The sequence below is a fragment of the Okeania sp. KiyG1 genome (assembly GCF_014132355.1).
Classification (GTDB): domain Bacteria; phylum Cyanobacteriota; class Cyanobacteriia; order Cyanobacteriales; family Microcoleaceae; genus Okeania.
Window position 1 is genome coordinate 171,293 of sequence record NZ_BLZO01000091.1, and the last position, 12,635, is coordinate 183,927.

General features: G+C 38.0%; 14 protein-coding genes. 10 read left to right on the forward strand and 4 right to left on the reverse strand.

Annotated features, from left to right (window positions below; all coding sequences use genetic code 11):
• Positions 1–139: 139 nt before the first annotated feature.
• Positions 140–640, reverse strand: coding sequence for a CGLD27 family protein (locus SAGCYANO_RS21350; protein WP_202221901.1), 501 nt, complete (start codon positions 638–640; stop codon positions 140–142).
• Positions 641–707: 67 nt separating this feature from the next.
• Positions 708–1,127: a ribosome silencing factor gene (rsfS, locus tag SAGCYANO_RS21355; protein ID WP_202221902.1), complete on the reverse strand. Its 420-nt coding sequence runs from the start codon at positions 1,125–1,127 to the stop codon at positions 708–710.
• 1,475 nt (positions 1,128–2,602) lie between these two features.
• Here rsfS and SAGCYANO_RS21360 point away from each other — a divergent pair.
• The 5 genes from SAGCYANO_RS21360 to SAGCYANO_RS21380 all read left to right on the forward strand — a co-directional run bounded on the left by SAGCYANO_RS21360 (position 2,603) and on the right by SAGCYANO_RS21380 (position 8,919).
• Positions 2,603–3,508, forward strand: coding sequence for an MBL fold metallo-hydrolase (locus tag SAGCYANO_RS21360; protein ID WP_202221903.1), 906 nt, complete (start codon positions 2,603–2,605; stop codon positions 3,506–3,508).
• Positions 3,509–3,697: 189 nt separating this feature from the next.
• Positions 3,698–4,243, forward strand: coding sequence for a diheme cytochrome C (locus SAGCYANO_RS21365; RefSeq protein WP_202221904.1), 546 nt, complete (start codon positions 3,698–3,700; stop codon positions 4,241–4,243).
• Between the two features lie 892 nt (positions 4,244–5,135).
• Entirely contained in the window at positions 5,136–7,946 is a 2,811-nt protein-coding gene (secA, locus tag SAGCYANO_RS21370; RefSeq protein ID WP_202221905.1) for a preprotein translocase subunit SecA, read from the forward strand.
• A gap of 239 nt (positions 7,947–8,185) precedes the next feature.
• Positions 8,186–8,539, forward strand: a complete 354-nt coding sequence (locus SAGCYANO_RS21375) for a hypothetical protein (RefSeq protein ID WP_202221906.1) — start codon at positions 8,186–8,188, stop codon at positions 8,537–8,539.
• A 122-nt stretch (positions 8,540–8,661) separates the two neighbouring features.
• Positions 8,662–8,919, forward strand: coding sequence for a hypothetical protein (locus tag SAGCYANO_RS21380; RefSeq protein WP_202221907.1), 258 nt, complete (start codon positions 8,662–8,664; stop codon positions 8,917–8,919).
• A gap of 90 nt (positions 8,920–9,009) precedes the next feature.
• Here the strand turns inward: SAGCYANO_RS21380 and SAGCYANO_RS21385 are convergent, their stop codons facing one another.
• Positions 9,010–9,183 (reverse strand): hypothetical protein, encoded by a 174-nt coding sequence (locus tag SAGCYANO_RS21385; protein ID WP_202221908.1) that lies wholly within the window; start codon positions 9,181–9,183, stop codon positions 9,010–9,012.
• A gap of 169 nt (positions 9,184–9,352) precedes the next feature.
• Between SAGCYANO_RS21385 and SAGCYANO_RS21390 the strand changes: the two genes are divergently transcribed.
• The 3 genes from SAGCYANO_RS21390 to SAGCYANO_RS21400 all read left to right on the forward strand — a co-directional run bounded on the left by SAGCYANO_RS21390 (position 9,353) and on the right by SAGCYANO_RS21400 (position 10,491).
• Positions 9,353–9,697 (forward strand): hypothetical protein, encoded by a 345-nt coding sequence (locus SAGCYANO_RS21390; RefSeq protein ID WP_202221909.1) that lies wholly within the window; start codon positions 9,353–9,355, stop codon positions 9,695–9,697.
• Between the two features lie 85 nt (positions 9,698–9,782).
• Positions 9,783–10,133, forward strand: coding sequence for a DUF433 domain-containing protein (locus SAGCYANO_RS21395; RefSeq protein ID WP_202221910.1), 351 nt, complete (start codon positions 9,783–9,785; stop codon positions 10,131–10,133).
• A gap of 79 nt (positions 10,134–10,212) precedes the next feature.
• Positions 10,213–10,491, forward strand: a complete 279-nt coding sequence (locus SAGCYANO_RS21400) for a DUF5615 family PIN-like protein (RefSeq protein WP_237396469.1) — start codon at positions 10,213–10,215, stop codon at positions 10,489–10,491.
• Positions 10,492–10,627: 136 nt separating this feature from the next.
• Here the strand turns inward: SAGCYANO_RS21400 and SAGCYANO_RS21405 are convergent, their stop codons facing one another.
• Positions 10,628–10,945, reverse strand: coding sequence for a hypothetical protein (locus SAGCYANO_RS21405; protein ID WP_202221911.1), 318 nt, complete (start codon positions 10,943–10,945; stop codon positions 10,628–10,630).
• Positions 10,946–10,997: 52 nt separating this feature from the next.
• On the opposite strand from SAGCYANO_RS21405, the gene SAGCYANO_RS21410 reads away from it, so the two are divergent.
• Both SAGCYANO_RS21410 and SAGCYANO_RS21415 read left to right on the forward strand, forming a co-directional pair.
• The gene (locus SAGCYANO_RS21410; protein ID WP_202221912.1) at positions 10,998–11,135 is read left to right on the forward strand and encodes a hypothetical protein; all 138 of its coding nucleotides are present in this window, start codon (positions 10,998–11,000) and stop codon (positions 11,133–11,135) included.
• A 201-nt stretch (positions 11,136–11,336) separates the two neighbouring features.
• The gene (locus tag SAGCYANO_RS21415) at positions 11,337–12,254 is read left to right on the forward strand and encodes a Uma2 family endonuclease (RefSeq protein WP_202221913.1); all 918 of its coding nucleotides are present in this window, start codon (positions 11,337–11,339) and stop codon (positions 12,252–12,254) included.
• Positions 12,255–12,635 lie beyond the last annotated feature (381 nt).

Below are 12,635 nucleotides of genomic sequence, written 5' to 3' on the forward strand. Positions count from 1 at the left end.
GAGAGGATTGACATAATTGGAAAAAATTTTATTTTTTTCCCTTTAAAATGGGAAGCTAATAAAGCTGAATTCTTTAATTATTAATTATTAATTATTAATTATTAATTATTAATTATTCGGTAACTATTTTGGGTAAGTTTTAGATCGAAACCCAGATTATTACACCGATACAAATCATTAAGAGCAAACTATAAAAAGTTTTGTGTAATCTTTTGAGAAGTGGCTGAACTTGATAGTTAACTATTAACTTATCCTTTGTAATTTCCTCTGATGTTTTCAGCCATGTTTGTCCGTCATACCAACCAGACTCTTCATAAAAAACAGTGGTACTAGCAAGACGCGATCGTACATAATTCCAACCTAAATAAATTCGCAATAATACCAAAATTAGAATAAAGCTTGCACCTGCTGACCCACTCAGTAAAAACTCGATCGGATATTTCTCTGGAAAAAAACTTGCTGCTGCTACTGGGCCTGATACTAACCAACTCCAGAGCCAAACCCAGACTAACTTCTTTATATACTGAGGTCTTTCTAATGTTACCCAACAAAATAACCAGGAATTTTTGAGTTCTTCGTATTCGTTGACTGGTTGTTGTTCTGGCGGAACTGGAGATCTAGATATTATCTGTCTAGTCATAAATCAATTTTTCCTCACTTCATATTTTATGCCAATCAAATAAGTAGTTCATATTGACAGCTTGCTCCTAATTGAGCAATGATAAAATATCTACTTTTTCTGCATGACTCCAAAATGCTTCTAAATTGTAGAATTCTCGTTCTTCGGGCTTCAAGATGTGGACTATAACATCACCATAATCCATTAATATCCAAGAACTTTCACTTTGGCCTTCTACTCCTAGAGGATAAAGTTCTCTATCTTGTTCCACTTTTTGGGCGATCGCCTGATATATAGCTCTTACTTGAACATTAGAGTAACCTGTGATAATTATGAAGTAGTCTGCTAAATAAGATACTTCTGTTACTTTAATTACAACAATGTTATCTCCTTTACGGTCCAATGCTGCATTAACTATTGTCAATGTCAATTCTAAGGTTCGATCAGGTTCTGAATTTGTCTGACTTAATTCGGTTGACAAGGACTGAATATGAGGGTAATTCGACATCAAATTATCTATTTCCTTTTCCTGATTTTTATTGTATTCGATCTTTGCTATTGACTAAATTTTGAGCCTTTGTGTTATTCATCATCTTGTTGATTTTATTGCTGCTTCATTTTTTGTTCATCCTAGGTTTTTTTGGGCCATTTTCTGACACCAATTTTTAGTTAATATAATTTTTAATCGAACAATTTAGTAGCTAGCAAGTGCTTTATAGTATAATTGCAGTTTAACCAAACTGCTTGGTAGATATTTTCCTTACTAAGTTGTCTCAAATGCTATAACTCTTGATTGTCACCTCTACCAGGTTTCAAAGTATCTGCGAGAAAAATTATCCAACTCAGCAGATTCATAGCTCGCTCTTCTAAATATATGATTAGTTATCGCTGCTAAAATCTCCTTGTTCTTGATGCCCCACCCTTTTTTGATTATCAGTGTATTTGGCCACAATTACACTGAAATTTGCATTAAGCAAATGAGGATAGACTTATGATACTAAATCTATTTCTCAACCCTCTGAGTGAGCAATTAATTTGTAATAATACATGAGGAGAAAAATATTTAGCTAGGGCGTGTCATCAATACTGCCAGTTGAGCTTTTTCCTGGTTTATGTCATAATATTGTGCTAGCTTCTGTGCTATTTTTTCTACTCTCAAGAATATGTTTGACCAAAAAATAGGGTCTCAAGCCTTCCCTTTTAAGGGGATGAGAAAGCGGTCGTAGCGCAGCTTCCCGGAGGGTGGGATGGCGAGGTTTCCTTGCTATATCCAATCGACTAAGAGAAAATCAAGTTCAATATTTCAATCCCGATGCTTTCCTAGGTCATGCTGCGCAAACAGACAGACAGAGGTACTGATAACTGATAACTGATAACTGAAATGACCCTAGGGACTCGAACATGAACTGAAAACCATGTCGATAGCTTGTCTTGAACTTGAAGCAAATCTAATTTTTCTGATGAATAGAATTGAAAATTATTCATGTTTCATAAAAAATGATTTTGACTTCACACTGATGATTTTGATAACAGTTTGTGATTTTATTTAAAGTATAAACTTATCCGATATTTACCTAACGGACAACAAAAGGGTGGGAGAAAAAATTATAATGTTTCCACAGGTTTTAGTATTTTTTTGGTAAAATCATCAAAATCAACCGACTTATCAACCCCCAGTTATCCAAATTGACAAGTTATAATTTTTTGAATATATATTTACTTAATTTACTAATCTGCTATTTATTATAGCTTAATTATACAGAGATATTAATAAAGGCTAATAGTTATAAAAGTCTAACAATAACATTTTTCCAAATAAATAATAAAAATTTTATGATTGTCAAGTATTGCTTTCTAGACTAAATTACATATTTATATATATACTAGCAACCATTAGTACTTGATTTTGCTAGAATAATCTCAATTGATAGTTAAGAATTTCTTAACAGATTCGTATTAACCGCAAGTCTGAAACACAGAAATATGCAGTCTTCAGAGCACTCAGCCCCAATATCACAATCTGAGGAGATAGATACTCAGTCAGCCTCCTTGCAAACCAAGTTTGTAGTTGAATTCTGGGGTGTACGAGGTAGTATACCTACCCCTGGTAGTAGTACAGTTCGCTATGGTGGTAATACCTCCTGTGTAGAAATGCGCGTAGGGGAAAAGCGTTTGATTTTTGATGGAGGTACAGGTTTAAGAGTATTGGGTTTAAGCCTAATGAAGCAAATGCCAGTGGAAGCTCATATATTCTTTAGTCATACTCACTGGGACCATATTCAAGGATTCCCATTTTTTGTTCCTGCATTTGTGCCAGTCAATAAGTTTCACATACATGGGGCCATAGCACCTGATGGGACTACAATTAAGGAATGTTTATCCGATCAAATGGTCAATCCTAACTTTCCTATTCCTTTACAGGTAATGGGTTCTGAGATGAAGTTTTATGACTTTAGCACTGGAGATGTAATTAGGATTGATGATATTGAGATTGAAACAGCTCCTCTAAATCATCCTAATTTTGCCATTGGATATAGAATTTGTTGGCAGGGTAAAACTGTAGTTTATTGTCCAGATACAGAACATTATGAAGATCGTTTTGATGAAAATGTACTTCATCTAGCTCGTAAAGCTGATTTACTTATTTATGATGCTACCTACACAAATGAGGAATATTATAATCCTCAATCCCCTAAAATTGGTTGGGGACATTCTACTTGGGAAGTAGGTGTGGAAATAGCAAAAAAAGCAGGAGTTAAACAAATAGTTATGTTTCAACATGACCCTTCTCATAATGACAATTTATTGGATGAAGTTCAAGTTGCTCTCCAGTCAGTATTTCCCAATGGGTTAGTAGCAAAAGAAGGTATGACAATTCCAATTCTTTAGAAAGCGTTTAGCACCTCAGCAGTTCAGGGGTCAGCTTTGCGCGGAAAGCGGAGCATTCCGGAACGGGAAGGGAATGAATAACCCAAGCTTTGAGATACCATTATCTATACACTACCTTTTTAGCCTGATAGCTGATAGCTAGTTAAAGTAACAAAAAATAATGAAGTATTTAGCACAGAGATTATATTAATGCCAATATCTAATCTCAGAAATAAAGGTAGACGACGACCATCTATTTTTTTACTCTTACTACTCATATTTTTATGCAGTGCAAGTTGTGGTTTGGTTATGGCAAAAGTTTCTACTGCAACAAATATTTCACAAATTGAGCCTCAAATAATGAGTAATGTTGATGTGGTTCCCAAACGTCACCAATTAGGACTGTCATTATATTTAGAAAATTGTACTACTTGTCATATTCCAGTGCCACCTCAAGTCCTTCCCACAGAAAGTTGGAAAATAATTCTAGAGGATTATCAACATTACGGTATACAACTCCCTACTCTTGTAGATCCACCTCGTCAACTTATTTGGAATTACCTACAAGTATCTTCTCGTGCCAAATCACAGCAAGAGGAAAGAATACCTTACAGAATTTCTGGTTCTCGTTATTTCAAAGCACTTCATCCCAGAGTAGAATTTCCTCAAAATGTGAATATTAAGGGTTGTGTTTCTTGTCATCCTAGCGCTCCAAAATTTGACTTTCGGACTTTAAGTTCAGAATGGCCTGAATGAAGTCAAAAGTCAAAAGTCAAAAGTCAAAAGTTAGAAGTTTGAATTCAGAAGTCATATTTTAGGTACTTCAAACGTCTACGATACAGCAATTTTAGCTTATTATTTTACTTTATCAGTTACCTACTATTTATGACATTTTTTAAGTGAATTGGTATTAAATACCCAACTTCTAGCTTGTCGTTTAATTGTAGGAGGGAGCGATATTAAAGGAGTCAGGAGTCAGGATAAGAGGGAATCACAAAGATGAGCGTAGTTATGACGATTGAATAATTTTTTGATGTCCAATTCAACGGATTTGATATTAGGGCATCTATAAATCCTCAAAGTAAGTCAGGGATTACTTTATAACTTTATATAGCTAGTGCGTTAGCGGCAGGTCTGCGGAGCGCAAATGCCATTCGCCCCTACAGATAACTTTTGACTTTTGACTTCTGACTTGTGACTGTATATCGCCAATCTGACTGCTCCCTTATGCGCGTAGCGCTATGAGGTGATGTATTCCCTACCTAGAACACAACAAAAATGTAGTTAGGATAATTATAAACTCAAAATTAAAAGTCAAAAATAATGGAATTAGGGATTAGTTGAAAAATAATATGAAAGCCACTGGCGCGAAATAAAATATAAAATAATTCATACCCATTTTTTAACAACCAAATAGTTCTAAATAAAGATATAGCAATGTGCGCTGGCTTATGTACAAATTACAATAACTGTCCAATAGCTAAAAGCCTTATATTATCGGTTTTTTATTCCCCCTGTTGCCTATTGCCTGTTGCCTGTTGCCAGATGAGCTGCGCACAGCGCTATATTTTGACAAAATTTATAAAAAATGGTATATAAAATGACCATTTTGGCAATTCATCATTGGAATTTAACTTAAATAACAACTATGTTCAAAAAACTTCTCGGAGACCCCAACGCACGCAAACTCAAGAAATTTCAACCTTGGGTGACAGAGATTAATATTCTCGAAGAAGATATTCAACAACTTTCAGATGAAGAGCTAAGGGCTAAAACAGGAGAATTTAGACAAGCTCTAGAAAAAGCAACATCTAAGGATGAAGAAAAAGAAATATTACAAGAAATTCTACCTGAAGCTTTTGCAGTAGTCCGAGAAGCAGGAAAGCGAGTGCTAGGTATGCGACACTTTGATGTCCAACTTTTGGGGGGCATCATTTTGCATCAAGGCCAAATCGCAGAAATGAAAACAGGGGAGGGTAAAACTCTTGTATCGACTCTACCAGCATATTTAAATGGCCTAGCAGGTAAAGGCGTCCATGTAATTACGGTTAATGACTACTTAGCTAGACGAGATGCGGAATGGATGGGACAAGTGCATAGGTTTCTGGGTTTAACTGTGGGGTTAATTCAACAGGGAATGAATCCAGAAGAACGGAAAAGAAATTATGCTTGTGATATTACTTATGCGACTAACAGTGAAGTTGGATTTGACTACTTGCGCGATAATATGGCAACTAGCATGGATGAGGTAGTACAACGTCCATTTAATTTTTGCACTATTGATGAAGTTGACTCAGTATTAGTAGATGAAGCACGGACTCCTCTGATTATTTCTGGGCAGGTAGAAAGACCTAGTGAAAAGTATATTAAAGCGGCAGAAATTGCAGCAGCTTTGGATAAAGAAAAAGAACATTATGAAGTAGATGAAAAAGCTCGTAATGTGTTGTTGAGCGATGAGGGTTTTGCTCAAGCAGAAGAGTTGTTGGGAGTACAAGATTTATATAACCCGGAAGATCCTTGGGCACATTTTGTATTTAATGCTTTGAAGGCAAAAGAGTTATTTATCAAAGATGTTAACTATATTGTTCGTGATGAGGAAGTAGTTATTGTTGATGAATTTACAGGAAGAGTAATGCCAGGACGACGTTGGAGTGATGGTTTGCATCAGGCGATCGAGGCTAAAGAAAGGGTGGATATTCAACCAGAAACTCAAACGTTGGCAACTATTACTTATCAAAATTTCTTCTTACTTTATCCGAAATTATCGGGGATGACGGGAACGGCAAAAACAGAGGAAACGGAATTTGAGAAGATTTATAATCTACAAGTGACAATTGTTCCGACTAATAGACCAACTGGTAGAGCAGATTTATCTGATGTGGTTTATAAAACAGAAAAAGGGAAATGGCAAGCGATCGCTAATGAATGTGCGGAAATGCACACCGCAGGTCGCCCAGTTTTGGTGGGTACAACCAGTGTGGAAAAATCAGAGTTACTGTCTAGGTTACTTGCTCAACTGAAAATTCCCCACCAACTGCTGAATGCGAAACCAGAAAATGTGGAGCGAGAGTCAGAAATTGTGGCACAAGCAGGGGGTAAGGGTACAGTCACTATTGCTACTAATATGGCAGGTCGAGGTACTGATATTATTTTGGGCGGAAATGCTGAGTATATGGCAAGGTTGAAAGTACGGGAGTATTTGATGCCGAGGGTTGTTAAACCTGAAGAAGATGATGGTATGGGTATGATGCGGGTACAAGGAGCTAAAAAGCAAAATTCAGCTAAAGGTTTTGGCGAACAGAAGAAGGTGAAAACCTGGAAAGTGTCGCCAGAAATTTTTCCAGTTAAGTTGTCGCCACAAACTGAAAAGATGTTGAAGGAGACGGTAAGTTTTGCGGTGCAAGAGTGGGGAGAGAGAGCGCTACCTGAGTTGGTGGTGGAAGATAAAGTGGCGATCGCTGCGGAAAAAGCTCCTATTCAAGACCCGGTAATTCAAAAGTTACGGGAGGTGTACAATTTGATTCGCAAAGAATATGAAGGCTATACAGATAAGGAACATGATAATGTAATAAGTCTGGGTGGGTTGCACGTTATTGGTACTGAGCGTCACGAGTCAAGGCGTATTGATAATCAGTTGCGAGGTAGAGCGGGACGACAAGGAGACCCTGGTTCGACTAGATTTTTCTTGAGTTTGGACGATAATTTATTACGGATTTTTGGTGGCGATCGTGTTGCTGGAATGATGCAAGCGTTTGGGGTTGAGGAAGATATGCCAATTGAATCTGGGTTATTGACTCGTTCGTTGGAAGGCGCTCAGAAGAAGGTGGAAACTTATTATTATGATATGCGGAAGCAGGTGTTTGAGTATGACGAGGTGATGAATAATCAACGTCGGGCAATTTATGCGGAACGCCGACGGGTATTGGAAGGTAGGGATTTGAAGGAACAGGTGATTAAGTATGCGGAGCAAACTATGGATGATATTGTGGAGGCGTATATTAATCCTGAGTTGCCTTCGGAAGAGTGGGAGTTGGATAAGTTGGTAAGTAAGGTGAAGGAGTTTGTGTATTTGTTGGCAGATTTAACTCCGGAACAGTTGTTTGATTTGTCGATGGATGATATTAAGACTTTTATGCACGAGCAGGTGAGGAATGCTTATGATATTAAGGAGGCGCAGGTTAATCAGATTCGTGGTGGTTTGATGCGAGATGCGGAACGTTTCTTTATTTTGCAGCAGATTGATACTTTGTGGCGGGAGCATTTGCAGCAGATGGATGCGTTGCGGGAGTCTGTTGGTTTGCGGGGTTATGGTCAGAAAGATCCGTTGATTGAGTATAAGAGTGAGGGTTATGAGTTGTTTTTGGATATGATGACGGATATTCGGAGGAATGTGGTTTATTCTATGTTCCAGTTCCAGCCGCAACCTGCAGTGCAGACTACTGCGGCGGAGACTGTGTGAAAAAACCTAACCCCCTAGTCCAGTAGGGTGTGTTAGCGCCAGCGTAACGCACCAAAGACATAATAGGTGGTGCGTTACATTTCATTAACGCACCCTACCAAAGCTAAATTGAAGACTTTTTGCATTCAAAAAGTTTGCTTGTTACTCAAAGTTTAAAATTTTCATCATTATCCATTATCAATTTGTTGAGCGAATAACAGATTAGCGATCGCGAGATTAAGAGTTCTGGAAAAGGTTCTTTGAATATACCACAAAAGGTTCGTTTTTCCAGAGCATCGGGTGGAGGTCTCAGACATTATTATATTAATGGAGAACCTTATGATCCAGAATCCAAAGACTATATTCTGGAGCTGAGTTCAGAACCAAATACCCGAAAATTCAGGATAAGTAGACGAACATTTTTAGGAACTGGAATAGCTGCTGCTACTGCTACCTTGATTTCCCTTGATCAAGCGATCGCCAGATTAACCACCTCTAAATTTCCTGCACCTCAACCCTATAAATACACTGAATTTCGTAATCCCATAGAATTTGCTGGAAAAGACTTTTGGCATTCAAAAAATTTGCTTGTTACTCACAGTTTAAAGCTTTAATCGTTAAATTAATAAACACAATCAATTATAAAATCTATAAAAAATAAAATAAAGATAGAGAAAAATTAGTTTAAAGAAAAAAGTTTATAGTAGATAGTGTTCTTTGTATTGGGAAAAAACAAATGAAAAGATTAGTTGCTGGATTGTTCTGTATGTTACTGGCTGTGGCTGTGGTATTAGGGGTTCCTACTCAAGCTTTTGCTGGTGGTTCGCCTGAAGGTGCCATTGCGTGCTGGGAAAGTAAGGCTATTGTAGTATTTGAGTATAAACCCAGGTTTTTCGCTTACGAGTTGGGTCAATACCAGGAATTTGTGGAATGTTGTGGAAATAATGGTGGTTATAATGATTTGGAAAATAAACAATGTCTATTTCGTTATTAAACGAAAAAAAGTCGTTGTATGAGGTAATATAGATTTGAAAGGGATTTGAAAGGGAGAAATAAAATATTGGCATCATCCCAATACAAGTCGTCAACCCATCATCGCCGCCCCATTTGCTGTAATGAATGTATGAGCAGCCTTTGAGCCAAACCAACTTCCCAACGGGTCTACCTGGTACACCTCCTGATACCCCTCTAGGTCTAAGTTCAACTGTCCAGGAACCCCTTCCCTACCCTTTGGTTTGGCCTTATAACCCTTAGTCATTTTGTCCAAAAAGCAATTCCCCCAATTACGGCGAGGAGTTGTTTTTTTCTTTTTAGGAGTATACCGCTTAATTCAGTTATCAGTTATCAGTTATCAGTTATCAGTATCTCATTGTGTTATAATCATCAAAATAATATTGTAATTTATTTCCCATATCACAACAATCATAATGGTTTCATCTAAATGGCTATTGCTAGAAAATGCCATTAATAACTTATCTTTGGAAGATAAAATATGGCTAATGGAAAAAATCATAGCTCAAATGAAAGAGCAAACAAAATCTGCTAATTATCAATCCCAACCTGATTTAGAATTTAGCCATCAAAATAGGAACTTAGAAACCGAACCTTTAATTGGTTTATTTGCTGCTTCCCCAGATTTAGCAACTAATTCTGAGGAAATTTTACAAGGAGAAATTAGGGAAAAATCAGGATGGTTTTATTCAGTTATCAGTTATCAGTTATCAGTTATCAGTACCTTGCAGCAGAATATTTGGAAATTACGAAAGTCTTGACTTTGGATCGAAGAGACTTTCAGCTATTTCGACCTAAGCATTGTCAATTTTTTGAGATTATGCCGTAATTTTTTAATAAGCAATAATGCAAATCCAAGACTACTTCAATTTCCTAGCGCCTGATGATATCCGCATCAAAGGTAGCCGCATTGGTATCGAAAGTGTTCTCTATGAATACATTTATCGTGCTAAAACTCCCGAAGAAATTGCTGAACAATTTGAGACTATTACCCTGGAAGATGTCTACGCCACCATCCTCTACTATTTACACAACAAAGAGGAAGTCAGAATTTACTTAGCTGACTGGCTAGAATTTTGTCGCCAACAACGGGAAGAGCAAATGCGTAATCCTTCCCCTGCACGGCAGAGATTTCGCAAATTAAAAGCAGAAGCAGATGTTCAGCAAGAGTACACTGAGTCAGGGAACACTGTATGACAATTCAAGATTTGCTTGATGAGCATATCGCCCCCCTGTACCGAACCCAACCAGTCAAGCACCCGGTCTTGTTGTCAGAATGATTGGCGATCCAGACGCTCCTCCAAAAGAAACTCTCGATCCAGAGATTTTAATTTGGTGTGAGACTCATAATTTCATCTTAGTGACAAACAATCGAAAATCTATGCCTAAACATCTGGCAGATCATCTGGCAGAAGGTCGTCATATACCTGGAATTTTTATCATCGATCCATCCAAAAATATTGGTGAAATTCTCACAGAATTAATTATTATTGCAGGTGCTTCCTTTGTCAATGAATATCAAGATCGGTTTGAATACTTACCATTGAGTAAATAAGTGGTGCGTTACGGGAAGTAGGGTTCAACAGTCTTGAATAAAAGGCGATTTTGCATCCGCAACGCTGCGCGGTCGCTCTTAAAATATCGTTTGTTTGGGAAGGGGCGATCGCTCTTGTTTAAGAGAGGTACAATTTTCATAGTTCCCCTGTAATTATTTTCGACCTTTGCTCTTCTCGTTCGGTTCTAACTTCCGCAACCAGATCGCCCGAATAGATACCATGAGTTTGTTGTATTTCTGCTCGGAGAGAATTTAAACGTTCTAAAGCTTTTTGAGATTGGCGATCGCCTTCATCAGAAGTTCCATCGCCTCTTTGTTTCAGGGTTTCTAATCCCAGACGCACTACTTCCACAGCTACTTCAGAGAGTGTCTGATGTTTTTGAGTCGCTAATTGGAGTAGGGTGTTGTACTGTTCCGGTTCTAAAACCAGTGGGGGATATGGATATTTTGTCATATTATTCTCTGAACATAAATGTTTTGGGAATGCTTCCTATTGTATCATTATTTTGAGTAAATGGAGAAATGCTCACTCACTTGCCTTATTTTTGCAGGGCGATCGCTTTCAACCAAAATATAATGCTGACTTTAGATTTATAGCAGTCGCCACTATAGTTAGGACATCCAGTAATTATGATGATTTATGACGCGAGCAAGATATGACGAGCAAGACGCGAGCAAGATGCTCGCACTAATTGTCGCGTGCCGCCTTAGCGGTTGCTAGATCAAATTTTTTTTAACTATGTTCGCATTTATCAAGCATAGTGTGTTATTATGTAAGCATGGGAAAAAGTACGCGCAGATAGGGTCGCTTTTCAAACTATAAAAACTATGTCGAGAGCAATAATATGACTAATATATCCGTTCAACATGAACCACAACTGCCAGCAAAGGAAACTTTGCCTACCATGTATGACTTACCAAGCGAAAACCCGGAGGAACCTGGTTTGCCAGACGAATTTCATGACTTTCAACCTGAACTTTTGCGCGAAACTTTCCAACCGCGCAACTGGTATCCCGATAAATTGTTTTGTGGCACCGATATGAATCTCTACTACGATGTCAAACATCCTAAATGGTACAAACGTCCAGACTGGTTTGCAGTTGTGGGAGTGCCAAGGTGGTATAAACAATCGGATATGCGCTTAAGTTATGTAGTTTGGGACGAAAAAATTAACCCGTTGGTAGTAGTCGAGTTATTATCTCCAGGTACAGAAGATGAAGACTTAGGAGAGACAATAGGAGAACCGGGAAAACCTCCGACTAAGTGGGAAGTTTACGAGAGTATTCTGAAAGTTCCTTATTATGTTACCTTCAGTCGCTATACAAATGAAATGCAGGCCTTTCATTTAGTGGGCGATCGCTACCAAAGGGCAGAGTTGAATGAGGGACGTTTGTTGCTTCCGGAGGTAGAACTCAGTCTGGGTTTGTGGCAGGGAAGTTACAAGGATAGAGATAGACTCTGGTTGCGGTGGATGACCCCAGAAGGAGATTTGATACCAACTTTAGAAGAGAAGGAAGCAGCAGCTAAAGAGGAAGCAGCAGTAGCTAAAGAGGAGGCAGCAGTAGCTAAACAACAAGCTACCAATGCTGAACAACGAGCTACCAATGCCGAACAAGAGGCAGCAGCAGCTAAACAACAAGCTACCAATGCTGAACAGGAGGTAGCAGCAGTTAAAGAAGAGTTAGCAGCAGCTAAAAAACAAAGCGATCGCTTACTAGCGAAACTGCGAGAGTTGGGTATCATTCCTGACGATTTCAGTTAAATAGTTTTAGTTTTTTTTGTAGGTTGGGTGAGGTAGTACCCTACTCAACCTCAAATTAGGAATATTCATTAATTGATAAAATTGATAATTACCTCTGGTTAAAACCGTTACGGAATTGAATATCAGGAAATATTATTTCTTCTCTTGGTCGATTGGATATGGCGAGGTCTCTTCGCCATCCCTCGACCGCTTTTTTTCCCCTTAAAAGGAGAGGTTTTATATCATGTTCGGTTGAATACTTATAAATAACTCTTGTGAGGAGTCAGGAGTCAGGAGTCAGGAGTCAGGAGGGAAGAAAGGAGAAAAAGAGGAAATATTGGGGAAAAGTAAAGATAATTTCAGTATTTCTTTGGTACTGTCGGTATTGTCAGTCCTTAAATT

What these genes read in the sequence shown, in the direction of transcription:
- SAGCYANO_RS21350 (WP_202221901.1), bottom strand. Translation starts at nt 640, where the DNA reads ATGACTAGACAGATAATATCTAGATCTCCAGTTCCGCCAGAACAACAA.
- rsfS (WP_202221902.1), bottom strand. Translation starts at nt 1,127, where the DNA reads ATGTCGAATTACCCTCATATTCAGTCCTTGTCAACCGAATTAAGTCAG.
- SAGCYANO_RS21360 (WP_202221903.1), top strand. Translation starts at nt 2,603, where the DNA reads ATGCAGTCTTCAGAGCACTCAGCCCCAATATCACAATCTGAGGAGATA.
- SAGCYANO_RS21365 (WP_202221904.1), top strand. Translation starts at nt 3,698, where the DNA reads ATGCCAATATCTAATCTCAGAAATAAAGGTAGACGACGACCATCTATT.
- secA (WP_202221905.1), top strand. Translation starts at nt 5,136, where the DNA reads ATGTTCAAAAAACTTCTCGGAGACCCCAACGCACGCAAACTCAAGAAA.
- SAGCYANO_RS21380 (WP_202221907.1), top strand. Translation starts at nt 8,662, where the DNA reads ATGAAAAGATTAGTTGCTGGATTGTTCTGTATGTTACTGGCTGTGGCT.
- SAGCYANO_RS21385 (WP_202221908.1), bottom strand. Translation starts at nt 9,183, where the DNA reads ATGACTAAGGGTTATAAGGCCAAACCAAAGGGTAGGGAAGGGGTTCCT.
- SAGCYANO_RS21390 (WP_202221909.1), top strand. Translation starts at nt 9,353, where the DNA reads ATGGTTTCATCTAAATGGCTATTGCTAGAAAATGCCATTAATAACTTA.
- SAGCYANO_RS21395 (WP_202221910.1), top strand. Translation starts at nt 9,783, where the DNA reads ATGCAAATCCAAGACTACTTCAATTTCCTAGCGCCTGATGATATCCGC.
- SAGCYANO_RS21400 (WP_237396469.1), top strand. Translation starts at nt 10,213, where the DNA reads ATGATTGGCGATCCAGACGCTCCTCCAAAAGAAACTCTCGATCCAGAG.
- SAGCYANO_RS21405 (WP_202221911.1), bottom strand. Translation starts at nt 10,945, where the DNA reads ATGACAAAATATCCATATCCCCCACTGGTTTTAGAACCGGAACAGTAC.
- SAGCYANO_RS21415 (WP_202221913.1), top strand. Translation starts at nt 11,337, where the DNA reads ATGACTAATATATCCGTTCAACATGAACCACAACTGCCAGCAAAGGAA.